Raw genomic sequence first — 26,505 nt, forward strand, 5'->3', positions numbered from 1 at the left:
CCGAATCAGGCTACGAATCGCGGCGTCAAAACTTGATGAGGACGGTTGCGCCAGAGGTCAAAGCCATCGAGCATCCAGTTGAGTTCCTGAACCGTCAGGACAATCGCTTCGTCGGTGGCGTCTGGCGATGTTTTGAATCGTTCGGACTCCAGACGCTTGAGCCAAAGGCAAAAGCCATTGCGCTCCCAGTACAAGATCTTCACGCGGTTGCGTGGCTTGTTGAGGAAGACGAAAAGTACTGGATCAAAGACGGCGACCTTGATGTCCAGTTCGACCAATGCCGCCAGACCGTCGATAGACTTTCGGAAGTCCACAGGCTTGGGGTACAGATACACTTTTTCGACTTTGGCATCGGGTCGCATCATGGCGAGCTGGCTCCTGAGGGAATCGGGATCACAGCTTCCGGGATCAGCTAAGCACTTTGAATGTGGGGTTTATGGAGCGCTTACACTTTTCCGAGCAGGCCCCACCTGACCATGCCTCTCTGATGGTCCGTACAGAAGAGCAGTAGGGTGTTTGCTCTTCTACAGCATTAAAAATGCTTGTTCGCAACAATTTCGGTAGTAACGTAACTTATTGTTATGAGTATAAAAAGCGCTAAAAATATCAGCCTTATGGACTCTGTCCATCTTTATTTCATTAGCGCTCAAGGATGTAGCGCAAAGCCTGAAGTAGTATCAATGCGATAAACAATGCTGCTGAAGTGATTGCCGGAATTACAAGGAGCTTTTTGTAATGATTTGGAAGGTTTTTTATTTCGCGTGCGTCAACGAAACCTCTTCGGGCACTAAGTTGAGGCATCATTAAAATCATAGCGATTACGCCGCCTCGCATTATTTTGCCGAGCAGGCCGCCGCCAGAATATGCTTCTTTGACAGTTGTTATGTAGGAGCAGTTTGGTAAATATGCCTCTATAGTTTCAACATGCTTGTGTGCTATTACAGCAATAACGATGCTTGTTAAGAGCAATGGTATCAATATGGCCCCGCCGATCAGACCTATCATAGTGTCTGTCATTTCGATATAGCTCCATAAAGAATCTCGCCAAATTTTTCACCCGCCGACTCACCTAGTTCGCCACCTGCCCATCCTCCAACTGCACCTCCGACAACGCCACATGCCAAAGCACCTGGACCCGTCGTTATACCCAAAATAAAAGCACAACCTCCCACAGCCGCATAGCCTGCGAGATAACCACCTGCACTTGCTCCGCCGATACTACCCATCAATGAGCTCCCTTCAACATACTTCGCTTTTCGACACTGCTCCTCACGCCCTAGCGTACAGGCGTTACGAATCTCAATTGCAGTTGAACCTACCTCAAGCGCAGTCCCAATATACGTTCCCCTCTTGATCCATTTAGAGGCTTTAGCCACGCCAGATACCTTGTCAGCATATCCTGCGATTTCTCCGGTATGCATATAGCTGTTGGTTGAAAGTCCAAGCAGTCTTTTGATTGAACCTTCGTTGCGCAGCCCGGATCCATACGCCAGGAAATTATTCAGCAGTTTATCAAGCTTCATGAACAGTTCTGTTCGTTTGGCGTAGAACGCGTCTCGTTGCGTCATCGTGCCTGACCCCATGTGTTCCCGGTAGAGTTTTTCGATATCCTGAAGCGATTTCTTGATCTCGTCCATGTGTTTGGCCCAGCCGTCACTCGTAGCGCCTATACCCATGGATGTATAGGAAATCGCCTGCTTAAGCAGCTCAAAATTATCAAGGAAGAAATCATCCGCCTCTACGCCGTTTGTCAACAACGCTGTATGTACCTCCGCAGCCTTTGCCATCAGGAAAGCTTCCTGAGCGGTAGACAAGGGGGTGGAGGCGTCACCGACGATGACCAGCTCGCCGGCGAGGACAACGCTGCCTGAAATGTGAGAGTTCAGTGCGACGAACTTGGCCTTGGAGTTGTTTGGCAGCGCGAGATTGGCTTTCAAAGAGTCGAAGGTCTGTGTTCTGACATTGATGAAGGAGCGTGCTTCGGCCATGGTCGTGCCTCACGAGTACTTTTTATTATTGATCCGGTCCCATCCGCCAGCCACGTTACCGCCGGCCGTGCCGTCGACACGTTTTTGCAAGGTGTAGGTGGTTTTTATCCGGCCGTAGTTGAGCTGAACGATTTCGATGGGTATGCCGGAACTCGCACTCTGTGTGTAGTCGGCGATGATGACTTCTTCGAGCACCACTTCGTAGTATTTGAGTTTGTCGGTGCCTGCGCGACACAGCACCAGCTTCACTTCCTTGAGGTGCTGGCCTGCGCAACTGGCTTCCATGAGCTTGCAGCTGGCACTGTCGAGGTATTTGGTAAAGGTGAAGTTGGTCATGGTGGTGCGACCGGATGAAGCACCGCCCGAGGAACTGGCGGTAGCGGAGGTGCTTTGGCTGACGCCGAAGTTATAACCAGTGATTTCAATCCATTTGCTGTACTTCTCGTCTAGCGCCTCGCCGGGGATATCTGCTATCTGAATAAAAGCGTCGAAAGCCATGCGTACCTTTCCTTGGTAATCAGTGGTGTATCGTAGTTTTTTGCGATAAGCGGCTATGACAACAAATTTTTCTGCTGGTTTCAAGGCGTGGAGGCACGCTTGAAACGCAATGTCTAATTTTGTGTTTAATACTTAAACGCGTTAGATAAAATAATGTATTGAGTCGGCGGGCGAGTATTCTTGCCTCGGCCAGCCACACCCATGCCTCGCGCTTGTCGCAAAAAGACGGCCGTGGTGCATTATCAGCTGCAGAGCCTCTCATTCCAGGCATAAGTCCGCTCTACCACCCACCGCTTGGGCATGACCACAAATCCAGCTTGAACAGGCTCCACGGAAAATAGGTCGACTTGTTCCGAGTAGCATTGCCCTCCGCTCCTGTTGTTCGACCTACGGATAACTTGAATATCGATCTCGCGTATTTAACTCATGCGTCGTGTTGCCTGACGTATCACAGGACGTTGAAAACTCGATCAGGATATTGAAAGACTCTATCGAGTTGGCGATCACAGACTTTTCGAATGCAATCACCGCTCACGGAGCGCTCGACATGAGTCAGCTTGAAGCGATTCAACATATGAGCGCCACTCACCGATTTCTCCCGACAAAGCCTGGACCAAGGCAATGATGCTTTGGTCCAGGCACTGTGCACCAAGTGAACTGACGCGAGCGTTATAAACAGACCAGACCACTACAGCGCCTTCCTTACACTTTCCGGCAAATAATCCACGTACCTGCGCATCGGATTTTTGGCATTGGGCGACGATGTTCGGCGTCGCCTCCAGCAGTTCAAGAACGAGGGCCTGACGCTCGTCCAGGGTGAAAAATTGCTCTATGACCGGACCGCTCGACAGGTACAGCTCTGTCCGCATAAGCGCGTCCGGCTTGACGCCCTTGCGCCATCTGGCGCCCACAGTTTTGCCTGCGGAGACTGAAACTCGCTCAAAAGCCGGGAGATCACCTCAAATGTGGGAGCGAGCGAGCTCGCGAAAGGGCCGATACATTTTTCAACGGCAGGAAGAATAAACACGAAAATTCTCATTTTTATATTGGCTCATCGTCTCGGCGCCCCCCTTTGGCGCAATGATGACGATGGTATGAGGCGCCCAGCGAGGCCGTAAGTACACGACTTCCGAGACACCCGTAGGACCCATCCCAAACCCGCTACACCTCTAAAAACATCTGCTCAATGTTCATAAAAGAACAACGATTCTTCCCGTTTTCCTACGAAAAATCAGCCGAGAGGCACTGCTTTTTTCTGTAATGAAAATGTAATATTCGCATTCGCAAAAAAAATAATAATCAGGAGCATCTCCATGTTTGGTTTTTTCCGCCCCGCCAGGCACCAGACACCCCTTCCCGAAGAAAAAATCGACAACACCTATCGCCGTCTGCGTTGGCAGATCTTCGCCGGTATCTTTATCGGTTATGCCGGTTACTACCTGCTGCGCAAGAATTTCTCGCTGGCAATGCCGTACCTGATCGACGAGGGGTACACGCGTGGCCAGCTCGGCGTGGCGATGTCGGCCATCGCAATTGCCTATGGTTTGTCGAAATTCCTCATGGGCATCGTTTCGGACCGCTCCAACCCGCGTTATTTTCTGCCGTTCGGCCTGCTGGTCTCTGCGGGGATCATGTTTGTCTTCGGTTTTGCGCACTGGGCGACCTCCAGCGTCACGATCATGTTTGTGCTGCTGTTCATCAACGGCTGGGCGCAGGGCATGGGCTGGCCACCGAGCGGGCGGACGATGGTCCACTGGTGGTCGCAGAAAGAGCGCGGCGGTGTGGTGTCGGTGTGGAATGTGGCGCACAACGTCGGCGGCGGCCTGATCGGTCCGCTGTTTCTGCTCGGCATGGGCTGGACCAACGACTGGCATGCGGCGTTCTACGTACCGGCTGCAGTGGCGCTGCTGGTGGCGGTATTTGCGTTTGTCATGATGCGCGACACGCCGCAATCCGTGGGCCTGCCGCCTATCGAGCATTACAAGAACGATTACCCGGAAGGCTACGACGCGAGTCACGAAGAAGAATTCAGCGCCAGGGAAATCTTCGTCAAGTATGTGCTGCGCAACAAGTTTCTCTGGTACATCGCCATGGCCAATGTGTTCGTTTACCTACTGCGCTACGGCGTGCTGGACTGGGCACCCACTTATCTGAAAGAGGCCAAGCACTTTTCGGTTGATAAGACCTCGTGGGCTTACTTTCTGTACGAGTGGGCGGGCATTCCGGGCACGCTGCTGTGCGGCTGGATGTCGGACAAGATATTCAAGGGCAATCGCGGCCTGACCGGCATGGTGTTCATGTTTCTGGTGACCATCGCCACGCTGGTGTACTGGCTGAATCCTGAAGGCAACCCGACCGTCGACATGATCGCGCTGGTCTCCATCGGCTTCCTGATCTACGGCCCGGTAATGCTGATCGGCTTGCAGGCGCTGGAACTCGCGCCGAAGAAAGCTGCGGGTACGGCAGCAGGTTTCACCGGTCTGTTCGGTTATCTGGGCGGTTCGGTCGCAGCCAGTGCGGCGATGGGCTACACGGTTGACCACTTCGGCTGGGATGGCGGATTTGTGCTACTGATCGGTGCGTGCATTCTGGCGATGGCGTTTCTGGCGCCGACACTGCGCCACAAACAGGTCGCCAGCACGTCTCGCGACAGCAAGCACTAATAACGGAGCCCTGTCAGGCGGTCTCTGACTTGCAGCGTTTGAGCCGCGCCTCCAGATTCAGGTCTGGCATGGCGTGGCTACGCAGGGCCTTGGCGGTCTGCTCCACGTACTCACGGGTAGTGCCATAACGCCCGCTGGCGGTGGCCAGCACATGGCTGAGCACGCTGTCCGGCAGATTGCCCGCGTAGCTGGGCAGATGCCGCTCCAGGACAAATCCCAACGCCTGCACTTTTCTGCCATCTTCAAGACGGCAATTGAGCCAGTGCGGTCGATACGAGGGATAAGGCATTTCGCGCTCCCACAGGGCCAGCAGCGACGTTTCCAGGCATTCGTCCGGCAGACGATAAGCAAAACCGGTGCATGAGCCACCGCGATCCAGGCCGAATACCAGACCCGGTACTTCCGGTGTACCGCGATGTTCGTGGGACCACAGGTAAAGCCCGCGGTGATAACCGTGCACGCGCGCGCGCTGGCTCTCTACGGCGGTGCACTCGGGCCGCCAGATCAGTGAGCCGTAGGCGAACAGCCACACCGGGCCGCCCTTGTGGCGACGCATGGTGGCGCCCATGGATGCGAGCAGTTGCTCGCGGGTAAGCTGCGGGCCCATATCGATAACGGGCGGATACGTCAGGCCAAGGCCGTCGTGCACCGCCGCGGCCAACTCGTTGACTGGATTGTCCATTTGCCTCCCTGACAGGCTGACTGTCAGTCTTTACCGAGCCCCGCTGACTCGCTCGTGGGTGAGCGGCATCAGGGTGTCGTGGTTCGGTTCTATCTGCAGGCCACAGGCCTGTGTTGCCAAAAAACGTCTGGCGAGCCAATGACATCGCCGAAAACCATAAGCAGTTAAAGCAATTTACACTCCATTTGTGTTGCCGTCAGTCCGGCATCATGGACGCGGGGCATAGGCGAATACATCAGCGCGCATCTGATGGGCGTCCATGCCGGCACTGACCAGGGCGTCCAGCGTTCCGTAAATCATCGCAGGCGATCCGCTGGCGTAGACGTGTACCGCCGACAGGTCCTTGATGTCTTCGCAGACAGCTTCATGCAGCAGGCCGCAGCGCCCTTCCCAGCCGCACACATCGCTGACCACCTTGTGCAGGAACAGGTTGGGAAGTTTCGCCCATTCATCCCAGTGGCTGACCTGATAAAAATCATCAGGCTTGCGCACGCCCCAGTACAGATGCACCGGGTACTTGAAGCCCTCGGCGCGGCAGTGCTCGATCAGGCTGTTCATCTGCGCCATGCCGGTGCCTGCGGCAATCAGCACCAGCGGGCCTTCAGGCAGTTCGGCCAGATGGGTATCGCCAAACGGCAGCTCGACCCGCGCCATTTTGTTGCGCTGCAACTGTTTGATCAGGCTGCGTGCGCTGTCTTCGCGAGCCAGCACATGCAGTTCCAGATCGCGGCCCGTGTGCGGCGCCGAAGCAATGGAGAACGCTGATTTCTCGCCATTCTCGCGCTCGATCATCAGGTACTGTCCGGCGTGATAACGCGGCGCCTTGCCTGCTGGCGCGCGCAGGCCAACCCGCCAGACATCACCACCCACCTCGACGCACTCGCTCACCTGGCAGGCGAAACTGCGCACCGGCAACTCGCCTCTGGCCAGCACGCCATCCCACAGCACGACGCAATCTTCGAGCGGCTCGGCCACGCAGGTATGAATCTCGCCGTGATCGAGCACCTGCCCCGACTGCATCACCCGACCCTCTACCAGCAAGGCCGAGCAGACATGGCAATTGCCGTTGCGACAGCTCTGCGGGCATTCGTAGCCAAGGCGCTGTGCGGCATCGAGAATCCGCTCGCCCGGCAGGGTTTCCAGCACCGCACCTGACGGCTGCAAAGTGACACGCATCAATCTATTCCCAACTGCGTCCAGATCTCGTCCACCCGGCGGGTAGTGGCTTCGTCCTTGACGATCGCCCTGCCCCATTCACGCGTGGTCTCGCCTGGCCATTTGTTAGTGGCATCCAGACCCATTTTTGATCCCAATCCGGAAACCGGAGAAGCAAAGTCCAGGTAATCGATGGGCGTGTTGTCGATCATGACCGTGTCGCGCTTGGGGTCCATACGGGTGGTGATGGCCCAGATCACGTCGTTCCAGTCACGCGCATTGATGTCGTCGTCGGTCACGATCACGAACTTGGTGTACATGAACTGGCGCAGGAACGACCAGACACCCAGCATCACGCGCTTGGCATGACCGGGGTACTGTTTCTTGATGGTCACCACCGCCATGCGGTACGAACATCCCTCGGGCGGCAGGTAGAAATCGACGATTTCCGGAAACTGCTTTTGCAGGATCGGCACAAACACTTCGTTCAGCGCGACGCCCAGAATCGCCGGTTCATCCGGCGGACGGCCGGTGTAGGTGCTGTGGTAGATCGGCTTGATGCGATGGGTGATCCGCTCGACGGTCAGGACCGGAAAGCTGTCGACTTCGTTGTAATAGCCGGTGTGGTCGCCGTAAGGCCCCTCATTGGCCATTTCGCCCGGATGGATCACACCCTCCAGCACGATCTCGGCGCTGGCAGGCACTTGCAGGTTACTGCCACGGCATTTGATCAGCTCGGTGCGCGAACCGCGCAGCAGCCCGGCGAACGCGTATTCGGAGAGGCTGTCCGGCACCGGGGTAACGGCACCCAGAATGGTCGCCGGGTCAGCGCCCAGCGCCACAGCAACCGGATAAGGCTCGCCTGGATGCTTGGCGCACCAGTCACGGAAGTCCAGCGCGCCGCCACGATGGCTGAGCCAGCGCATGATGATCTTGTTGCGGCCGATCACCTGCTGGCGGTAGATGCCGAGGTTCTGACGCTCTTTGTTCGGGCCTTTGGTCACCGTCAGGCCCCAGGTGATCAGCGGCGCGACATCGCCCGGCCAGCAGGTCTGCACCGGCAGCATGCCGAGGTCGACGTCATCCCCCTCAATGACGACCTCCTGACACGGCGCGTCCTTGACGACCTTGGGCGCCATGGCAATGACCTTGCGGAAGATCGGCAGTTTGGACCAGGCATCTTTCAGACCCTTGGGTGGCTCGGGCTCTTTGAGAAACGCCAGCAACTTACCGATTTCGCGCAGCTCACTGACCGCCTCGGCGCCCATGCCCATGGCAACGCGTTCGGGCGTGCCGAACAGGTTGCCAAGCACCGGAATATCAAAGCCGATCGGTTTTTCGAACAGCAGGGCCGGGCCTTTGGCGCACAAGGTACGGTCACAGATTTCAGTCATTTCCAGCACAGGCGAGATCGGCATCTGAATGCGTTTCAACTCTCCGCGCTGCTCAAGCTGCTGCACGAAATCCCTTAGATCTTTGAATTTCATTAACCCGGCCATTTATCCAAATAGACGCACATCCTACCTGCTCCGGCCCTTCAAGGCAGCTAATCCGCGGCGCGCAGGCAAAAAAAAGGCGCCCCGAAGGACGCCTTTTTTTGAGTCAGCCTGCCTGTTACTTACGTTTCATGGACAGGAAGAACTCGTCGTTGGTCTTGGTCTGCTTGAGCTTGTCGATCAGGAACTCGATAGCCGCGACTTCGTCCATCGGGTGCAGCAGCTTGCGCAGGATCCACATGCGCTGCAACTCGTCATCAGCGGTCAACAGCTCTTCACGGCGTGTGCCGGAGCGGTTGATGTTGATGGCCGGGAACACGCGCTTTTCTGCAATCTTGCGATCCAGAGGCAGCTCCATGTTGCCGGTACCCTTGAACTCTTCGTAGATGACTTCATCCATCTTCGAACCGGTTTCAACCAGTGCGGTGGCGATGATGGTCAGCGAGCCGCCTTCTTCGATGTTTCGCGCAGCACCGAAGAAACGCTTTGGTTTCTCGAGGGCGTGAGCATCGACACCACCGGTCAGTACCTTGCCGGAGCTAGGGATGACGGTGTTGTAGGCGCGAGCCAGACGGGTAATGGAGTCGAGCAGGATCACGACGTCTTTCTTGTGCTCGACCAGGCGCTTGGCCTTCTCGATCACCATTTCGGCAACCTGTACGTGACGGGTTGGCGGTTCGTCGAACGTAGAGGCAACCACTTCGCCGCGCACGGTGCGCTGCATTTCGGTTACTTCTTCCGGACGCTCATCGATCAGCAGAACGATCAGATGCACTTCCGGGTTGTTACGCGTGATGTTCGACGCGATGTTCTGCAGCATGATGGTCTTGCCCGCCTTCGGCGGAGCAACGATCAGACCACGCTGACCTTTACCGATCGGCGCACACAGATCGATCACACGACCGGTCAGGTCTTCGGTGGAACCGTTACCGGCCTCCATCTTCATGCGGATCGTCGGGAACAGCGGCGTCAGGTTTTCGAACAGAATCTTGTTCTTGGCGTTTTCCGGACGGTCGTAGTTGATCGTGTCGACCTTGAGCAGAGCGAAATAACGCTCACCTTCTTTCGGCGGACGGATCTTGCCAACGATGGTGTCGCCGGTACGCAGGTTGAAACGGCGGATCTGGCTGGGGGAGACATAGATGTCATCCGGGCCGGCCAGGTAGGACGCATCTGCAGAGCGCAGAAAACCGAAGCCGTCCTGGAGAATCTCCAGCACGCCATCACCGGATATTTCCTCGCCACTTTTCGAGTGCCGTTTCAGCAGGGAGAAAATGACGTCCTGCTTGCGCGAGCGGGCCATATTTTCTATGCCGGCCTGTTCGGCCATTTCGAGCAATTCGGTAATCGGCTTTTGCTTGAGTTCAGTCAGGTTCATATGGGGAATGACGTAATCATGTATGGAGGGGGAAATTAAGCTTTTGGCTTAATGAGGCCGCGCCGCAAAGAAGGCGACAGGATCGCGTACAAATCGAAAGGAGAGCGTCGGCGACGGCTAGCAGGGGGCAACGGAGAAGCCGTTGCGGGGCCGAATGTACCACCTGATTTTCCGGGCGTCTAGTACGACACTCGAAAAAAACCCCGCATTTTGCGGGGCTTTGAAACGCCTCAGATGTTGGCGTCGAGGAATGCAGCCAGCTGCGACTTCGACAGAGCGCCCACTTTGGTCGCTTCAACATTGCCATTCTTGAACAGCATCAGCGTAGGAATACCGCGCACGCCATGCTTGGCAGGGGTTTCCTGATTTTCATCAATGTTCAGCTTGGCGATCGTCAGCTTGCCTTCGTAGGTAGTGGCGATTTCGTCCAGTACCGGGGCAATCATCTTGCACGGGCCACACCATTCAGCCCAGTAGTCAACAAGCACAGGACCCTGAGCCTTGAGTACTTCAGCTTCGAAGGTGGCGTCGGTGACGTGTTTGATCAGGTCGTTGCTCATGGAAGTCTCCGAGGTCGTAGGCTAAAAACGACGCCCATCATAGCGGTCCTGCTGTCATTCAGGAAGCAAAGCTTCATTGAGTCTGGCTATCGCGCGGCATGACTGCGGTTATGGCCGACGCTCAGTTCGAGGGTGATACGAAGACGATGCCGGTACGCAGGGCTGCGCCACGTATGTGTTCCTGCATGGCCTTTTGCGCCGGGCCTGAGGCATGTCGGGCCAGGGCACGGAGAATCTTGCGGTGCTCCTGCCAGGTTTCCATGACCCGAGCCGCGCGTATAAACGGCATTTTCTGGCTTTCGAGGAAGATATCCGCGCCTGCCGTCACAATCCCGAGCATCGCCTGATTGCCGCTGGCGACCAGGATATGCCGGTGAAACTCGAAATCCAGCCGGGCGGCCGCTTCGAAGTCTCCGGCGCGCAACTCCAGGCGCATCGCTTCGACGTTGTCCTCCAGCACGTCGCGCTCGTCGGCCGTCAGTGTCACGGCCGCCAATCCTGCAGCGAAGCCTTCCAGTGCGTAGCGCAACTGAAAAGTGTCAGCGGGAGAGACCTGAGCCTCGAAAGGCCAGGAAAATCCGCCCGTGCGCTGTTCTGGTTCAGAAATGGACTGGACGAACACACCCTTGCCCGGCTGTACGCTGACCACGCCCAAAGCGCTGAGCGACGACAAGGCCTCACGCAACGATGCGCGACTGACACCCAGCAGAACCGCCAGATCGCGTTGCGACGGCAGGCTTTCGCCGGGTTTGTACCCTTGTTCGGCAATCAATTTGCGAATGGCCCGGAGGGCTGATTCAGGTACTGCGAGTGAAGTGTGTGGCATCACTGTTCAGGCCAGTCAGTCCAGTAAAAAGCCCTTTTATCCCCATCTCGAAAATTCGGCAAGCGACGCCCAGCGCTGGGGCGGCAAGGCTTTAAAGCGCACCAAAGCAGGGCGCGCGGCGCTTTTACTGGTCAGACCAGTAAGACCATAAATGCTCTGCAAACGTTGATTCATGGCAGGTAACGTCCGGATGGCATGCGCTGTGCACTGGAGAGGCAAGCCAATATCTTTCGTTCCGCCCGGAGATTTCATATGACCAAGCGTTACAGCGCTCTGCTTACTGCCTTGTTTGCCAGTCTGATGCTGAGCCAAACGCCCGCGCATGCCAACGGCCTGGACGACGTCATGGCGCGCGGCACCTTGAAGGTTGCCGTGCCACAGGACTTCCCGCCGTTCGGCTCGGTCGGCCCGGACATGAAGCCGCGCGGTCTGGACATCGATACCGCACAGCTGCTGGCCGACAGATTGAAGGTCAAGCTGGAACTGACACCGGTCAACAGCACCAACCGCATCCCGTTCCTGACCACTGGCAAGGTTGATCTGGTGATCTCCAGCCTCGGCAAAAACCCGGACCGCGAGAAAGTCATCGATTTCTCCCGCGCCTATGCTCCGTTTTACCTGGCGGTATTCGGCCCGCCTGATTCTCCGGTCAAGGACGTCGCCGACTTGAAAGGCAAAACCATCAGCGTGACCCGTGGCGCGATCGAAGACATCGAGCTGTCGGCCGTTGCACCTGAAGGCACCACCATCAAGCGCTTTGAAGACAACAATTCGACCATCGCGGCCTACCTCGCCGGCCAGACCGATCTGATCGCCAGCGGCAACGTGGTGATGGTCGCCATCAGTGAGCGCAACCCCAAGCGCATCCCGGCGCTGAAAGTGAAACTCAAGGACTCGCCGGTCTACGTCGGCGTGAACAAGGAGCAGCCTGAACTGCTCGGCAAGGTCAACGAGATTCTGAACGCAGCCAAGGCTGACGGTACGCTGGAGAAAGCATCCCAGACCTGGCTGAAGCAACCGCTGCCTGCCGATCTCTGATTACTGCTTTTCGGTCACAGGATTCACCCATGGCTTATCACTTCGACTTCACACCGGTCCTGCAAAACCTCGACGTGCTGTTGCGCGGGGCTTTGTTCACGCTGGAACTGACCGCCATCGGCACCCTCCTGGGTGTCAGCCTCGGCATTGTCGGAGCTGTCGTGAGGGCCTGGAAGATCCAGCCCTTTGCGACGATCTTCGCCATTTACGTCGAGCTGATCCGCAACACACCGTTTCTGGTCCAGCTGTTCTTTATCTTCTTCGGCCTGCCGTCACTGGGCGTGCAGATCACGGAGTGGCAGGCGGCTGTGCTGGCGATGGTCGTCAACCTGGGGGCTTACTCGACCGAAATCGTGCGCGCGGGCATTCAGGCGATCCCCAAGGGTCAGCTTGAAGCGTCGGCCGCGTTGGCGATGAATCGTTACGAAGCCTTTCGCTACGTGGTGCTGGTGCCGGCACTGGGCAAGGTCTGGCCGGCGCTGAGCAGCCAGATCATCATCGTGATGCTGGGTTCGGCGGTCTGTTCGCAGATTGCCACCGAAGAGCTGAGTTTCTTTGCCAACTTCATTCAATCGCGCAACTTCCGGTCATTCGAAACCTACATCGTGACCACCCTGATCTACCTGGCCATGGCGCTGCTGATCCGTCAGTTGCTGGCCTGGATCGGACGACGTTACATAGCGAGGAGCCGCTGATGGATTTCACCCTCTGGGACATCGTGCGCAACCTGCTCGTCGGCCTGCAATGGACCGTGGCCCTGTCGCTGGTGGCGTTTATCGGCGGCGGGCTGATCGGTTTGCTGGTCATGGTCATGCGCACCTCGGAAAAGTCCGGGCCACGCGTGATCGCCAAGTTTTATATAGAGCTATTTCAGGGCACGCCGCTGTTGATGCAGTTGTTTCTGGTGTTCTTCGGTGTAGCCCTGATGGGCATGAACATTTCGCCATGGGCCGCCGCAGCGCTGGCCTTGACCTTGTTCACCAGCGCTTACCTCGCGGAAATCTGGCGCGGCTGCGTGGAGTCGATTTCCCTGGGCCAGTGGGAAGCGTCCGCCAGCCTGGCGATGACACCGCTTGAGCAGATGCGTTACGTGATCCTGCCTCAGGCGCTGCGCATCGCCATTGCACCGACCGTTGGTTTTTCCGTTCAGGTGGTCAAAGGCACTGCGGTAACCTCGATCATCGGCTTCACCGAGCTGACCAAGACCGGCAGCATGCTGGCCAACGCCACGTTCGAACCTTTCATGGTCTATGGCTTTGTTGCCCTGGGCTACTTCATCCTTTGCTATCCCTTGTCGCTGTGCGCGCGCTATCTGGAAAGGAGACTGCATGCCTCTGCTTAGAATTTCCGCCCTGCATAAATACTATGGCGATCACCACGTACTGAAGGGCATCGATCTCTCGGTCGAAGAAGGCCAGGTAGTGGCGATCATCGGCCGCAGTGGTTCGGGCAAGAGCACCCTGCTGCGCACGCTCAACGGGCTGGAGTCGATCAACGATGGCGTGATTGAAGTCGACGGCGAGTATCTGGACGCCGCACGCGCCGATCTGCGCACGCTGCGGCAGAAGGTCGGCATGGTGTTTCAGCAGTTCAACCTGTTCCCGCACCTGAGCGTGGGCGAGAACGTGATGCTCGCGCCGCAGGTCGTGCAGAAGGTGCCAAAGGCTGAAGCAGCCAAGCTGGCGAGAAAGATGTTGGAACGCGTCGGGCTGGGTGAGAAATTCGATGCCTTCCCGGATCGCCTGTCTGGCGGCCAGCAACAACGTGTGGCCATTGCCCGCGCGCTGGCCATGTCGCCCAGGGTCCTGCTGTGTGACGAAATCACCTCGGCGCTGGACCCTGAGCTGGTCAACGAAGTGCTCAGCGTGGTTCGGCAACTGGCGGCAGACGGCATGACCCTGATCATGGTGACCCACGAAATGCGCTTCGCCCGTGAAGTGGGCGACAAACTGGTATTCATGCACCAAGGCAAGGTGCACGAAGTGGGCGACCCGAAAGAACTTTTCGCCAACCCGAAAACCCCGGAACTGGCAAACTTCATCGGCACAGCAGAGCAAGCCTGACGCTGGACGCAGAGCGTCCGGAACGTCATGCCCACGCGGAGCATGGGCGCGATAGTTACAGGGTGATCATTCCTCACGCTCCGCGCGGTCATGTACTTCGTGACGCTCTGCGCCACATAGCATTGATAGCCATGCGCCACGTCCAAGAGTAATACCGGGTATTTCCGGTGCCTGAACAGCTTCGCGTTGGCGGCAGGCATGGATCGTGGCACGATGGTGCGGTTATCGAACTGGATTTTCTGATCATGCCGCACACCACACCCAAGAATCTTTCACTGATCGCTGCTATCGACCTGGGCTCAAACAGCTTCCATATGGTTGTCGCGAAAGCCAATCAGGGCGAAATCCGTATTCTTGAGCGCCTTGGCGAAAAGGTGCAGTTGGCCGCCGGCATCGATGAAGAGCGCCAGCTGTCTGAAGAATCCATGCAGCGCGGTCTCGACTGCCTGAAACGCTTTGCCCAGTTGATCAATGGCCTGCCGCACGGTGCCGTGCGCATCGTCGGCACCAACGCCCTGCGCGAAGCACGTAATCGCAATGAATTCATTCACCGCGCCGAAGAAATCCTCGGCCATCCGGTGGAAGTGATTTCCGGCCGTGAAGAAGCGCGCCTTATCTACCTGGGTGTCTCCCATACACTGGCCGATACGCCGGGCAAGCGTCTGGTCGCCGACATCGGTGGCGGCAGTACCGAGTTCATCATCGGCCAGCGCTTCGAGCCGCTGCTGCGCGAAAGCCTGCAGATGGGCTGCGTGAGCTTCACCCAGCGCTACTTCCGTGACGGCAAGGTGACACCCGCGCGTTACGCCCAGGCCTACACGGCGGCGCGCCTCGAAATCATGAGCATCGAACACGCGCTGCATCGCCTCAAGTGGGATGAGGCGATTGGCTCATCGGGCACCATCCGCGCTATCGGTGTGGCGCTCAAGGCCAATGGCTATGGCGCAGGCGAGGTCAATGCCGAAGGGCTGGCCTGGCTCAAGCGCAAACTGTTCAAACTGGGTGACGTCGAAAAAATCGACTTCGACGGCATCAAACCTGACCGCCGCGCGATTTTCCCGGCAGGTCTGGCGATTCTGGAAGCCATCTTCGACGCGCTTGAACTCAAACGCATGGACCACTGCGAAGGCGCGCTGCGCGAAGGTGTGCTGTATGACCTGATGGGGCGCCATCATCACGAAGACGTGCGTGAGCGCACCCTCAGCTCGTTGATGGAGCGTTATCACGTCGACCTGGAACAGGCCGCACGCGTCGAAGCCAAGGCGCTGCATGCGCTGGAGCAGGTTGCCGAGAGCTGGGAGTTGCAGCACGAGAGCTACGCCGAGCTGCTGAGCTGGGCAGCCAAGGTGCACGAGATCGGGCTGGACATCGCCCACTACCATTATCACAAGCACGGCGCCTATCTGATCGAGCACTCGGACCTTGCCGGATTCTCACGCGAAGACCAGCAAATGCTCGCCCTGCTGGTGCGCGGTCATCGCCGGAATATTCCCAAGGACAAGTTCGCCGACTTCGGCGCGGAAGGCATCAAGCTGATTCGCCTGTGCGTACTGTTGCGCTTTGCGATTCTGTTTCACCACATTCGTGGCACCCAGGAGATGCCACGCGTGGTGTTGCGTGCCGACGGTCCGAGCCTCGATGCCGAGTTCCCGGAAGGCTGGCTGGAAAACAACCAGCTGACTCAGGCCGACTTCGCGCTGGAAGCGGAGTGGCTGGCCCGAGTCGGGATCATCTTCAGCGTACGCTGAGGACCGGGTTGCTCAGGCGCTCCAGCAGGGTCGCCTGGGCGCTTCGAGGGTTCTGATTGCCAGTCGGCGTGCTGCGCACGTAACGCCCGTCTGACTGCAACAGCCAGCTGTGGGTGTTGTCGGTCAGGTAGCTTTCCAGCTCCTTCTTCACGCGCAGAATCAACTTCTTGCCTTCCACCGGGAAGCAGGTCTCGACACGCTTGTCGAGGTTGCGCTCCATCCAGTCAGCGCTCGACAGGAACATCTGCTCGTCGCCGCCGTTGAGGAAGTAGAACACCCGCGTGTGCTCCAGGAAGCGGCCGATGATCGAGCGCACATGAATGTTGTGCGAGACCCCGGCAATCCCCGGACGCAAGCAGCACATGCCGCGCACCACCAGGTCGATACGCACACCGGACTGACTGGCCTTGTACAGCGCACGGATGACTTTCGGGTCGGTCAACGAGTTGAACTTGGCGATGATGTGCGCAGGCTTGCCGTCGAGCGCGAACTGCGTCTCGCGGGCAATCATGTCGAGCATGCCCTTCTTCAGCGTGAACGGTGCATGCAGCAGCTTCTTCATGCGCAGGGTCTTGCCCATGCCGATCAACTGGCTGAACAGTTTGCCGACGTCTTCGCACAAGGCGTCATCGGACGTCAGCAAGCTGTAGTCGGTGTACAACCGCGCATTGCCAGCGTGATAGTTACCGGTCCCGAGGTGCGCGTAACGCACGATCTCGCCCGCCTCGCGGCGCAGGATCAGCATCATCTTGGCGTGGGTCTTGAAGCCGACCACCCCGTAGATCACCACCGCGCCCGCAGCTTGCAGACGACTGGCCAGTTGCAGGTTCGACTCTTCGTCGAAACGCGCACGCAACTCGATCACCACCGTGACTTCCTTGCCGTTACGCGCAGCATCCACCAGCGCGTCGACAATTTCCGAGTTGGCACCGCTGCGATACAGCGTCTGGCGCACGGCGAGGACGTGCGGGTCTTTCGCCGCCTGACGCAGCAGATCCACCACCGGCGTAAATGACTCGAATGGATGCAGCAGCAAAATGTCCTGCTTGCTGATTACGCTGAACACGTTTTCGCTGTTCTGCAGCAGCTTGGGGATGGCTGGCGTGAACGGCGGGTATTGCAGTTCCGGATGGCTGTCCAGACCGGTAATGCTGAACAGACGCGTCAGGTTGACCGGGCCATTGACCTGATACAGCTCGGACTCGTTCAGGTTGAACTGCTTGAGCAGGTAATCCGACAAGTGTTTCGGGCAGGTATCAGCCACTTCCAGGCGTACCGCATCGCCGTAACGACGTGAAAACAGCTCGCCACGCAGGGCACGCGCCAGGTCTTCCACGTCTTCCGAATCCAGCGCCAGGTCAGCGTTTCGGGTCAGGCGGAACTGATAGCAGCCCTTGACCTTCATGCCCTGGAACAAGTCATCGGCGTGTGCGTGGATCATCGACGACAGGAACACGAAGTTATCGCCAGGCCCGCAGACGTCTTCCGGCACCTTGATCACGCGGGGCAGCAGGCGCGGCGCAGGAATGATCGCAAGACCGGAGTCGCGGCCGAAGGCATCGACACCTTCCAGCTCGACAATGAAGTTCAGGCTCTTGTTGACCAGCAACGGGAACGGGTGCGTCGGGTCCAGCCCGATCGGTGTGATGATCGGTGCGATCTCGTCACGGAAATAGCGACGCACCCAGGCCTTGAGCTTGGCGGTCCAGTGGCGACGACGAATGAAGCGCACCTGATGCTTTTCAAGCTCAGGCAGCAGAATGTCGTTGAGGATCGCGTACTGACGATCCACATGACCGTGAACCAGCTCGCTGATCCTGGCCAGTGCCTGATGCGGTTGCAAGCCATCGGCACCGGCCTGCTCACGGGCAAAGGTGATCTGCTTCTTCAGACCGGCGACACGAATCTCGAAGAACTCATCGAGGTTGCTGGAGAAGATCAGCAGAAACTTCAGCCGCTCCAGCAACGGGTAGGACTCATCGAGCGCCTGTTCCAATACCCGGATATTGAACTGCAACTGGGACAGTTCGCGGTGGATATACAGGCTACTGTCGTCCAGGTTCGGAGCGACGAGGGCGGGCACCACAGCGGCAGGCGCCTCGATGGCCGGGATTACTTCGATATCAGGTTCAACCACGGGTGTTGCCTCCTGAACATCGACTTCAACAGCGGCTTCGATGAGAGCTTCGGTATTCATGAGTGTTCCTGTGAGGCTATTGCCCCTTCAACAGTTGAGCGGCACGAACGGCAAAATAAGTGAGAATGCCGTCGGCACCTGCGCGTTTGAAGGCAGTGAGGGATTCGAGAATCACCCCTTCACTCAGCCAACCATTCTGGATTGCTGCCATGTGCATCGCGTATTCACCGCTGACCTGATAGACAAAGGTCGGCACCTTGAATTCATCCTTGACCCTGTGAAGGATGTCCAGATAGGGCATGCCGGGTTTGACCATCACCATGTCAGCGCCTTCAGCAAGGTCGGCCGCCACTTCGTGCAGCGCCTCGTTGCTGTTGGCCGGGTCCATTTGATAGGACGCCTTGTTGGCCTTGCCCAGGTTCAATGAAGAACCCACCGCATCGCGGAACGGGCCGTAATAGGCGCTGGCGTACTTGGCCGAGTAGGCCATGATTCGAACGTTGACATGCCCTGCCAGCTCCAGAGACTCGCGGATGGCCTGGATACGGCCGTCCATCATGTCTGACGGCGCGATGACCTGAGCACCTGCATCGGCGTGGGACAACGCCTGCCTGACCAGTGCGTCGACAGTGATGTCGTTCTGCACGTAGCCTTCTTCATCGAGAATGCCGTCCTGGCCGTGGGTGGTGAAAGGGTCCAGCGCCACATCAGTGATGACGCCCAGCTCCGGAAAGCGGTCACGCAGGGCGCGGGTGGCACGCTGCGCAATGCCGTCCGGGTTCCAGGCTTCGGCACCGTCCAGAGATTTCTTTTCCGGCGGGGTCACCGGGAACAGCGCCAGCGCAGGAATACCCAACGCGACCCAGTTTTCAGCTTCCTTGAGCAGCAGATCGACGCTCAGACGCTCGACGCCGGGCATCGATGCGATGGATTCACGACGGTTTTCACCATCGAGTACAAATACGGGGAGAATCAGATCGTCAACGGTGACCACGTTTTCACGCACCAGCCGACGAGAAAAGTCGTCGCGGCGATTACGGCGCAGACGAGTGAGAGGAAACAGGCGGTTTGCGGGGGTAAAGCTCACGGCGAGACTCCTGAGCCCGCTTACGCGGGCAAGCGCGACAGTTATAAGCCGCCATTATGACCAATGTGTGACAGTCATGGTTCGACCTGCGACTGCACGTCGCGGGCATGGCCCTTATGGGGATGCGACCATTGTGGTTGCAAGAATCTTTAACGTCGAGACACATATCGACACTTTCATCCTTGCCGTCGGCGCGTTAGGCTGCGCGTTCACTTCGCCAGCATCCAGACAATGCTCCAGAATTTCTTGAACGAATTCGGCTACTTTGCCCTCTTCCTCGGCACCTTTTTTGAAGGCGAGACCATTCTGGTTCTTGCTGGATTCCTGGCGTTCCGTGGCTATATGGACCTCAACATCGTCATCATCGTCGCCTTTTTTGGCAGCTATGCGGGCGACCAGTTGTGGTATTTCATGGGGCGCAAACACGGTCGCAAGCTCCTGGCGCGCAAGCCTCGCTGGCAACTCATGGGCGACAAGGCCCTCAGGCTGGTGCGCAAGCACCCGGATATCTGGGTGCTCGGCTTCCGCTTCGTCTATGGCTTGAGAACCGTCATGCCGGTAGCCATCGGCCTGTCCGGCTACCCCCCAGGTCGCTACTTGCTGCTGAACGGCATCGGCGCAGCGGTCTGGGCCGCAGCGCTGGGCTCGGCGGCCTACCATTTCGGCGCGATCCTTGAAGGCCTGTTGGGCAATATCAAGAAATACGAGCTGTGGGTGCTGGGCGCTCTCATTCTGCTTGGCCTGTGTCTGTGGATACGCCGACGCGTCAAGAATGCTCGTATCGCTCGTGAAGCACGCGAAGAAAAGGGTCGTTACTGCGCCTCGGCAGCGGCATCCGATCTGGATGAGCCGATTGCAGTGCCTGTCGACCCAGTCAAAAAGTCCGACGAGTAAACCTGGCTTGTCAGGCACCCGGGTGAGTGCATCCAGCCTCACCCGCAGCAACACCCTCGCTGTCCCACCTCGCCCATACCGCCTGTCAGGCCCCTGATAGTTTGCAGGCCACCTACAGCGACGCATACTGTACTGTACAAATAAACAGTATATGAGTGCATCCACATGTCCAGCCCTTCCCCGATCCGCGGTCGCGGTACTGCCAGCAATCCGCACAATCGCTTCGCGCCCAGCCAGTCTGTCGCAGAAGATGACGGCTGGTATCAGGAAGTCCCGCTGACGCAGGGCACTCAGGTCACCCATGAGACGGCCAAGAGCATCATTACCCGCAACAGCTCGCCGGATATCCCCTTTGATCGGTCGATCAACCCTTATCGCGGTTGCGAACATGGCTGCATCTATTGTTTCGCCAGACCCAGCCACGCCTACTGGGACATGTCGCCTGGGCTGGATTTCGAAACAAAACTGATCGCCAAGACCAACGCAGCGGCCCTACTGGAGCAACAACTCTCCAAGCCTGGCTACCGCTGCGCGCCTGTCACGCTGGGGGCCAACACCGACCCTTATCAGCCCATCGAACGTGAATACCGGATCACCCGCGCCACGCTTGAGGTTCTGCTGCGCTATCGTCACCCGGTGAGCATCATTACCAAAGGCTCACTGATCCTGCGCGACCTGGATCTGCTCGCGGAAATGGCCAAACTACGGCTGGTCTCGGTATACATCAGCCTGACGACACTGGATGACGAGCTCAAGTGCATCCTTGAGCCGAGAGCCGCAGCGCCCAAGGCGCGCCTGCGGGCGATTCGGGTGCTGCGTAATGCGGGTGTGCCGGTTGGCGTGTTGTGCGCCCCAGTGATCCCGATGATCAATGACCACGAACTGGAAGCGCTGCTCAGCGAAGCAAAGGCCGCAGGGGCATTGAGCGCGAGTTACGTGATGCTGCGCCTGCCGCTGGAAGTCGCGCCGCTGTTCGACGAGTGGTTGAAGACGCATTACCCGCAACGGGCAGAGCATGTGCTGAGCCTGATTCGGCAGAGCCGTGGTGGCGCACTTTATGACAGCGAATTTGGTTCGCGTATGCGGGGCGAAGGCCCGTTTGCCGACCTGCTGGCACAACGCTACGCTATTGCGGTCAAACGTCTGGGTTTGAATCGACGCGAGAGTTTCAAACTGGATTGCGAGGCCTTTTGTCGCCCCGGCGGGCAAATGTCATTGCTGTGACGAACTTGGTACCATCGTGCAAACCCGCATTCCAGAGCCATCGCATTCAGTTTCACTTAAGCTTGGGCAATTAGTCTGTAACCCTGAGTGTCACCAGTAATAGCGCTCAAGGGATTTGTTCGTGATTCCTTTTAGGGGGATCACATCCGGCTCTGGTCAACCAGGCACGAGAAATCCACATCAATCCGTCAGAGAGGATGAACAGATGAGAGACACGGACAACCAGCATTCGGCTACGTCGGCAGACACAGACAGCCATTTGAGTAGCGCCGACGTAGCGTTGAAGCAGATCGTCGATGGCTTTGTACATTTTCGTAATGAGGTCTTCCCACAGCAGGAAGAACTGTTCAAAAAACTGGCGAATGCCCAGTCGCCTCGGGCCATGTTCATTACCTGCGCCGACTCGCGCATCGTGCCCGAACTGATCACCCAAAGCTCGCCCGGCGACCTGTTCGTCACGCGGAACGTGGGCAACGTTGTTCCACCGTATGGCCAAATGAACGGTGGCGTGTCCACCGCACTGGAATACGCAGTGGTCGCGCTGGGCGTACAGCACATTATCGTTTGCGGCCACTCCGATTGCGGCGCAATGCGGGCCGTGCTCAACCCGGACAGCCTGGACAAGATGCCGACGGTAAAAGCCTGGCTGCGTCATGCCGAGGTCGCCCGCACGGTGGTCGAGCAAAACTGCAATTGCACCGGCGAGCTGGAAACCATGCAGGTCCTGACTCAGGAAAACGTGATTTCCCAGCTGCAACACTTGCGCACCCACCCTTCGGTTGCCGCGAAGATGGCCAGCGGCCAGCTGTTCATTCACGGCTGGGTCTACAGCATCGAGACCAGCGAAATTCTGGCCTACGACGCCGAACGTGACAGCTTCGTGCCGCTCGACGGCAAGGGTCCGACACCGATGGCTTCCCCGAAAGCACGCTTTTCAGTCGACTGATATTCGTCCCGACTGACGGCAAGCCCTTCCTGATCAGATGATGGCGGTTGCGCAGGATGCGCGCCGCCCGCCTTGCCTCGCCTGAAGAATTACGGAGAAGCACCATGGGAATCACCGAATTGAAATCCGTTTTACCACGGGAGCTACTGGCTTCCGTGGTCGTTTTCCTGGTCGCCCTGCCCCTCTGCATGGGTATTGCGATTGCGTCTGGCATGCCTCCGGCCAAAGGTCTGATCACTGGCATCATCGGCGGTCTGGTCGTCGGCTGGATAGCCGGTTCGCCATTGCAGGTCAGTGGCCCGGCCGCAGGTCTTGCGGTGCTGGTGTTTGAAGTCGTTCGCGAGCATGGCATGGCGATGCTTGGCCCGATCCTGCTGCTGGCAGGGCTGCTTCAGTTGCTGGCCGGTCGCTTCAAGCTCGGCTGCTGGTTCCGGGTAACAGCACCGGCGGTGGTCTACGGCATGCTGGCGGGTATCGGCGTGCTGATTGTGCTTTCCCAGGCGCATGTGATGTTCGACAGCGGGCCCAAACCCTCCGGGCTGGACAACCTGATCGGCTTCCCCAACACACTGATTCAGGCGTTCGGACCAGGCACCGGCATGCAAGCCGGTATGCTCGGCCTGGGCACCATGCTGATCATGTGGGGCTGGGAGAAACTCCGCCCTCAGTCGCTGCGTTTCGTACCTGGCGCGCTGCTGGGTGTAGGTATTGCTACCGGCATCAGCCTGTTTCTGGCCTTGCAGGTCAAACGCGTGCAAGTGCCTGACAATCTGGCCGACGCCATCGACTGGCTGCGTCCGGCAGACCTGATGAACCTGGCTGACCCGGCGATTCTGGTGGCTGCTATCGTTGTGGCCTTCATTGCCAGCGCTGAAACGCTGCTTTCCGCGTCAGCGGTAGACCGGATGCACAGCGGCGAACGTTCGGACTTCGACAAGGAGCTGAGCGCTCAAGGTGTGGGCAACATGCTCTGCGGCCTGCTCGGTGCGTTGCCGATGACCGGCGTTATCGTGCGCAGCTCGGCCAATGTTCAGGCCGGTGCCAAAACCCGCTTCTCGACAATCTTCCACGGCCTCTGGCTGCTGGCTTTCGTATTGCTGCTGTCGAGCGTGCTGCAGAGCATTCCGGTTGCGAGCCTGGCGGGCGTGCTGGTCTACACCGGCTTGAAACTGGTCGATCTCAAGGCGTTTCGTGGTCTGGGCCGTTATGGCCGGATGCCGATGTTCACCTACGCGGCCACCGCCATGGCGATCATCTTCACCGACCTGTTGACGGGTGTGCTGGTTGGCTTTGGCATGACCCTGGTCAAGCTGGCATTCAAGGCTTCGCGCCTGAAGATCAATGTGGTAGAGCTGGCGAGCGAGAAAGAGTACGAACTGCGCCTGGTCGGTGCTGCGACCTTCCTCAAGGTGCCGGCGCTGACTCAGGCACTGGGCACAATCCCCCAAGGCAGCACGGTGCATGTGCCGTTGGGCTATCTGTCCTACATCGACCACTCCTGTCTGGAGCTGCTGGAAGAGTGGGGGCGCTCCAACGCTGCCCACGGCACCCGGCTGATCATCGAGCCGCGCGGTTTGAAGCGTCGTCTCGAAGGGCGGGTCTACACGACAACGGGCATAGGTTCAGGCGCAACCTGACAGTCGCACACTCGAGGTGATGGGGGTCGGATGGGTCTTCGCGAAGCAGCGGAGTGTCATACGGCTCCTTCCCTTGCTGGCGAAGACAGTGAATCGGGCATTCGGGTCAAACCGCGGGACGTTCCAGTTCCAGACCCACGCCCAATTGACGTGACAGACATGGCCAGCGCTTCCAGGCCGCTCCCGTGTCAGGGCTACTCAGTTTCTCTCGGTAAATCTCGACCGAATCCAACGCAAAGCTCTCGTCATCAAGCAGTTGATCGACCGCATGATGCACCGCTGCGTCCAGCTCATTGGCAAATTGCTCACCGATCAACTGATGGGCGATCACGCTGGCAACCGTGGTATTGGACGGAATCAGCGGCTGACCAAAATGCTTGATGTACAGGTCATTCACTTCCTCGACCAGCCTGTGCGCCAGATAAGCCTCGTCCAGCAAGCTCTCCAGCCCTTCATGCCCTTCCATGATCGCGGGTGGAACGGCGAAAAAGTGCTCGGCAATCTTTAATACCGGTTTTATCTGACCCTCGATCCCGGCCTCGACGGCAACCTCATGAGCAGCCTCCAGCAGCTCAGGTACCAGATCGATATAAGCGCTAACAAAACGCGTCAGTACGTCCTTTGCATCGACATCCGGCAAGTGGATGGCGGGATGCAGGTGTGGCAGCTTCTGTTCCAGTTGTTGCAGCAGGTGGCCGGTTTCGGCTTCATGTTGATGGGCTCGTTGTATCTGCTCGCGCAACGCGGCGGTGTTCATGGCGGTGAGCACTCCTGAGGGCAGTAAACCCCGTGGTTTGTTTAGTGAGATTCATACGTTAGCTGGCTTGACTAAAGGGCTAAGACGCTTTTGTCATAACCGATTCATATTTATATGGATCGGCTATATCAGACACCTGTTTGCTCATTTTTTGACCCTATGACTGTGGTCGACAAGCAATAACGACTGACAGGCCCCTGCAAAGTACCCAGCCTTTTCGTAAGCAGACTACTCTGATGCCGACCAGCCCCTTCGCGGCACGCTGCCAGACGTAAAAGTGAGCCATCCATGACCCAGCCCGTTCCGCCCAGGCGGCTCGTTATCCGTTTGATGCTCCTGCTGGCATTCATGTTCGCCTGCGGCTTCGCGCTGGCACCGCTCAAGGATCTGCTGAGCTGGGCCGTGAGCGGACACGACAAAGCCGGCGATGCTTACGAGCAGGCGCAACAGGTTGATACGTCGCGTGAGATCGAGGTGCAGTTCACGTCCAGCAACGCAGCGGGTATGGCTTGGGCGTTCTACCCTCGTGCGGAACGGATGCAGGTGCATCCCGGTGCGGTCAACGAGATGATCTTCATCGCGCAGAACCCTACCGACAAGCCAATGAGAGCCCAGGCTGTACCGGGGATTTCACCGGGGAAGGCAGCGTCCTGGTTTCACAAGACCGAATGTTTCTGCTTCACCCAGCAAACGCTGCAGCCGGGCGAGCGTATCGAGATGCCGGTGCGCTTCATCGTGGATCGCGACCTTCCCGAAGACGTCACCCACCTGACGCTGGCGTATACCCTGTTTGATGTGACGCAGCGCTAGGCCTCGTCCCGGATATGGGACATCATTGCCGGACCCTACCCTCGCATTGAAACCATGACCCGAATCCAGAAGACCGTTTTCATCGCCGCCGGCATTGTGGCGCTCCTGCTCGGCCTGATCGCCAGCCAGTTGCTGCCCGGCCGCGCGCCGCAGGATCAGGCGGCGCTCAATAACGCGGGCATCATCCTGTTGCCGCAAAGCCGCACCCTGCCGGCACTGAGCATGATTGACCAGAATGGCGAGGCGCTGGCCCTCGACGGACTCAAGAACAAATGGACACTGATGTTCTTTGGCTACACCTTCTGCCCGGACATCTGCCCTACGACACTCGCGCAGATCAAGCAGATCAGAAGAGAGCTGCCCAAAGACGCTGCCGAGCGGATGCGCGTGGTACTGGTCAGCGTTGACCCCAACCGCGACACGCCGCAGCAGCTCAAACAGTACCTGGGGTATTTCGACAAAACCTTCATCGGCCTGACCGCCCCCGTGCCTGAACTACAGAAACTGGCCAGCGCGGTCAGCATCCCGTTCATTCCAGCGGACACCAGCAAACCAAACTATTTCGTCGACCACAGCGGCAACCTGGCCCTGATCGGCCCGGACGGCACCCAGCGAGGCTTCATCCGCGCCCCGCTGAACAACCAGAAGCTGGTCAGAGAGCTGCCGGGATTGCTGGAGAGGGATTAGGGCCCATCAGATTCCTGTGACCACCAACCACGAAATGCAGGAGCGAACTTGTTCGCGAAGGCGGTAGTCCAGGCGCAGCAGATGCACCGAGTGTTGGGCTATCGTTCCGCACGCTCCGGCGTGGGAATGCAGTTCGTGACGCTCTGCGTCACACATCCAGGCCGCGCTTCCTGAAGGGCGCTACCACGCAGAGCGTGGGAGCGATAGGGGGCATGTCAACACGCTTATCGT

Annotated in this window: 25 protein-coding genes and 2 pseudogenes; 12 read left to right on the forward strand and 15 right to left on the reverse strand. The window is 58.1% G+C overall.

Annotated features, from left to right (window positions below; genetic code table 11):
* Positions 1 to 5: 5 nt before the first annotated feature.
* The 6 genes and pseudogenes from tnpB to N018_RS23710 form a co-directional block, all read right to left on the reverse strand.
* Positions 6 to 365: an IS66 family insertion sequence element accessory protein TnpB gene (tnpB, locus tag N018_RS23690; RefSeq protein ID WP_024647222.1), complete on the reverse strand. Its 360-nt coding sequence runs from the start codon at positions 363 to 365 to the stop codon at positions 6 to 8.
* A 274-nt stretch (positions 366 to 639) separates the two neighbouring features.
* Positions 640 to 1,017, reverse strand: a complete 378-nt coding sequence (locus N018_RS23695) for a hypothetical protein (RefSeq protein ID WP_025390898.1) — start codon at positions 1,015 to 1,017, stop codon at positions 640 to 642.
* Positions 1,014 to 1,988, reverse strand: a complete 975-nt coding sequence (locus N018_RS23700; RefSeq protein ID WP_025390899.1) for a hypothetical protein — start codon at positions 1,986 to 1,988, stop codon at positions 1,014 to 1,016. Before N018_RS23700 ends, N018_RS23695 begins: the two co-directional genes overlap by 4 nt.
* Positions 1,989 to 1,997: 9 nt before the next feature.
* Positions 1,998 to 2,486 (reverse strand): Hcp family type VI secretion system effector, encoded by a 489-nt coding sequence (locus N018_RS23705; RefSeq protein ID WP_025390900.1) that lies wholly within the window; start codon positions 2,484 to 2,486, stop codon positions 1,998 to 2,000.
* A gap of 154 nt (positions 2,487 to 2,640) precedes the next feature.
* Positions 2,641 to 2,905: pseudogene (locus N018_RS27005) on the reverse strand (IS5/IS1182 family transposase); the annotation flags it as partial.
* Positions 2,906 to 3,174: 269 nt separating this feature from the next.
* Positions 3,175 to 3,394: pseudogene (locus tag N018_RS23710) on the reverse strand (energy transducer TonB); the annotation flags it as partial.
* Positions 3,395 to 3,799: 405 nt separating this feature from the next.
* Between N018_RS23710 and glpT the strand changes: the two are divergent.
* A complete protein-coding gene (gene glpT / locus N018_RS23715; protein ID WP_025390901.1) occupies positions 3,800 to 5,149 on the forward strand; it encodes a glycerol-3-phosphate transporter in 1,350 nt (449 codons plus the stop codon).
* A gap of 13 nt (positions 5,150 to 5,162) precedes the next feature.
* Here the strand turns inward: glpT and N018_RS23720 are convergent, their stop codons facing one another.
* From N018_RS23720 to N018_RS23745, 6 genes are all read right to left on the reverse strand, one after another.
* Positions 5,163 to 5,831, reverse strand: coding sequence for a gamma-glutamylcyclotransferase (locus N018_RS23720; protein WP_024645149.1), 669 nt, complete (start codon positions 5,829 to 5,831; stop codon positions 5,163 to 5,165).
* A 207-nt stretch (positions 5,832 to 6,038) separates the two neighbouring features.
* Positions 6,039 to 7,007 (reverse strand): CDP-6-deoxy-delta-3,4-glucoseen reductase, encoded by a 969-nt coding sequence (locus N018_RS23725; protein WP_025390902.1) that lies wholly within the window; start codon positions 7,005 to 7,007, stop codon positions 6,039 to 6,041.
* Positions 7,007 to 8,473, reverse strand: a complete 1,467-nt coding sequence (gene ubiD, locus N018_RS23730) for a 4-hydroxy-3-polyprenylbenzoate decarboxylase (protein ID WP_025390903.1) — start codon at positions 8,471 to 8,473, stop codon at positions 7,007 to 7,009. Before ubiD ends, N018_RS23725 begins: the two co-directional genes overlap by 1 nt.
* Before the next feature lie 127 nt (positions 8,474 to 8,600).
* Positions 8,601 to 9,860, reverse strand: coding sequence for a transcription termination factor Rho (gene rho, locus N018_RS23735; RefSeq protein ID WP_007248148.1), 1,260 nt, complete (start codon positions 9,858 to 9,860; stop codon positions 8,601 to 8,603).
* 230 nt (positions 9,861 to 10,090) lie between these two features.
* Positions 10,091 to 10,420: a thioredoxin TrxA gene (gene trxA, locus N018_RS23740; protein ID WP_024645146.1), complete on the reverse strand. Its 330-nt coding sequence runs from the start codon at positions 10,418 to 10,420 to the stop codon at positions 10,091 to 10,093.
* A gap of 121 nt (positions 10,421 to 10,541) precedes the next feature.
* On the reverse strand, positions 10,542 to 11,246 hold the full coding sequence (locus N018_RS23745) for a FadR/GntR family transcriptional regulator (RefSeq protein ID WP_024645145.1): 705 nt from the start codon (positions 11,244 to 11,246) through the stop codon (positions 10,542 to 10,544).
* Positions 11,247 to 11,498: 252 nt separating this feature from the next.
* Here N018_RS23745 and N018_RS23750 point away from each other — a divergent pair, with 252 nt between their 5' ends.
* From N018_RS23750 to ppx, 5 genes are all read left to right on the forward strand, one after another.
* Positions 11,499 to 12,284, forward strand: a complete 786-nt coding sequence (locus tag N018_RS23750; protein ID WP_024645144.1) for a transporter substrate-binding domain-containing protein — start codon at positions 11,499 to 11,501, stop codon at positions 12,282 to 12,284.
* Between the two features lie 29 nt (positions 12,285 to 12,313).
* Positions 12,314 to 12,979, forward strand: coding sequence for an amino acid ABC transporter permease (locus tag N018_RS23755; RefSeq protein WP_024645143.1), 666 nt, complete (start codon positions 12,314 to 12,316; stop codon positions 12,977 to 12,979).
* Positions 12,976 to 13,626 (forward strand): amino acid ABC transporter permease, encoded by a 651-nt coding sequence (locus N018_RS23760; protein ID WP_038401587.1) that lies wholly within the window; start codon positions 12,976 to 12,978, stop codon positions 13,624 to 13,626. Before N018_RS23755 ends, N018_RS23760 begins: the two co-directional genes overlap by 4 nt.
* Positions 13,613 to 14,347: an amino acid ABC transporter ATP-binding protein gene (locus N018_RS23765; protein WP_024645141.1), complete on the forward strand. Its 735-nt coding sequence runs from the start codon at positions 13,613 to 13,615 to the stop codon at positions 14,345 to 14,347. Before N018_RS23760 ends, N018_RS23765 begins: the two co-directional genes overlap by 14 nt.
* A 245-nt stretch (positions 14,348 to 14,592) precedes the next feature.
* The gene (gene ppx / locus N018_RS23770; RefSeq protein WP_024645140.1) at positions 14,593 to 16,095 is read left to right on the forward strand and encodes an exopolyphosphatase; all 1,503 of its coding nucleotides are present in this window, start codon (positions 14,593 to 14,595) and stop codon (positions 16,093 to 16,095) included.
* On the opposite strand, the gene ppk1 is transcribed toward ppx, so the two are convergent.
* A complete protein-coding gene (ppk1, locus tag N018_RS23775) occupies positions 16,082 to 18,292 on the reverse strand; it encodes a polyphosphate kinase 1 (protein ID WP_024645139.1) in 2,211 nt (736 codons plus the stop codon). The genes ppx and ppk1 overlap by 14 nt on opposite strands.
* Positions 18,293 to 18,308: 16 nt before the next feature.
* Positions 18,309 to 19,319: a porphobilinogen synthase gene (hemB, locus tag N018_RS23780; protein ID WP_024645138.1), complete on the reverse strand. Its 1,011-nt coding sequence runs from the start codon at positions 19,317 to 19,319 to the stop codon at positions 18,309 to 18,311.
* A gap of 231 nt (positions 19,320 to 19,550) precedes the next feature.
* Between hemB and N018_RS23785 the strand changes: the two genes are divergently transcribed.
* The 4 genes from N018_RS23785 to N018_RS23800 all read left to right on the forward strand — a co-directional run bounded on the left by N018_RS23785 (position 19,551) and on the right by N018_RS23800 (position 24,020).
* The gene (locus N018_RS23785) at positions 19,551 to 20,213 is read left to right on the forward strand and encodes a DedA family protein (RefSeq protein ID WP_024645137.1); all 663 of its coding nucleotides are present in this window, start codon (positions 19,551 to 19,553) and stop codon (positions 20,211 to 20,213) included.
* A gap of 165 nt (positions 20,214 to 20,378) precedes the next feature.
* On the forward strand, positions 20,379 to 21,437 hold the full coding sequence (locus N018_RS23790) for a PA0069 family radical SAM protein (protein WP_024645136.1): 1,059 nt from the start codon (positions 20,379 to 20,381) through the stop codon (positions 21,435 to 21,437).
* Between the two features lie 205 nt (positions 21,438 to 21,642).
* The gene (locus N018_RS23795; RefSeq protein WP_024645135.1) at positions 21,643 to 22,383 is read left to right on the forward strand and encodes a carbonic anhydrase; all 741 of its coding nucleotides are present in this window, start codon (positions 21,643 to 21,645) and stop codon (positions 22,381 to 22,383) included.
* A 104-nt stretch (positions 22,384 to 22,487) separates the two neighbouring features.
* Complete coding sequence (locus tag N018_RS23800; protein WP_024645134.1) at positions 22,488 to 24,020, forward strand: SulP family inorganic anion transporter; 1,533 nt, start codon at positions 22,488 to 22,490, stop codon at positions 24,018 to 24,020.
* A 106-nt stretch (positions 24,021 to 24,126) separates the two neighbouring features.
* Here N018_RS23800 and N018_RS23805 read toward each other — a convergent pair whose 3' ends face one another.
* Positions 24,127 to 24,777 carry a hypothetical protein gene (locus N018_RS23805; protein ID WP_024645133.1) on the reverse strand — a complete coding sequence of 217 codons (651 nt, stop codon included), beginning with the start codon at positions 24,775 to 24,777 and terminating at the stop codon, positions 24,127 to 24,129.
* 288 nt (positions 24,778 to 25,065) lie between these two features.
* Here N018_RS23805 and N018_RS23810 point away from each other — a divergent pair, with 288 nt between their 5' ends.
* Together N018_RS23810 and N018_RS23815 are read left to right on the forward strand one after the other, a co-directional pair.
* A complete protein-coding gene (locus N018_RS23810) occupies positions 25,066 to 25,587 on the forward strand; it encodes a cytochrome c oxidase assembly protein (protein ID WP_025390905.1) in 522 nt (173 codons plus the stop codon).
* A 54-nt stretch (positions 25,588 to 25,641) separates the two neighbouring features.
* Positions 25,642 to 26,274 carry an SCO family protein gene (locus tag N018_RS23815; RefSeq protein WP_025390906.1) on the forward strand — a complete coding sequence of 211 codons (633 nt, stop codon included), beginning with the start codon at positions 25,642 to 25,644 and terminating at the stop codon, positions 26,272 to 26,274.
* The last annotated feature ends 231 nt before the right edge of the window (positions 26,275 to 26,505 follow it).

The organism is Pseudomonas syringae CC1557 (assembly GCF_000452705.1).
Lineage (GTDB): Bacteria > Pseudomonadota > Gammaproteobacteria > Pseudomonadales > Pseudomonadaceae > Aquipseudomonas > Aquipseudomonas syringae_F.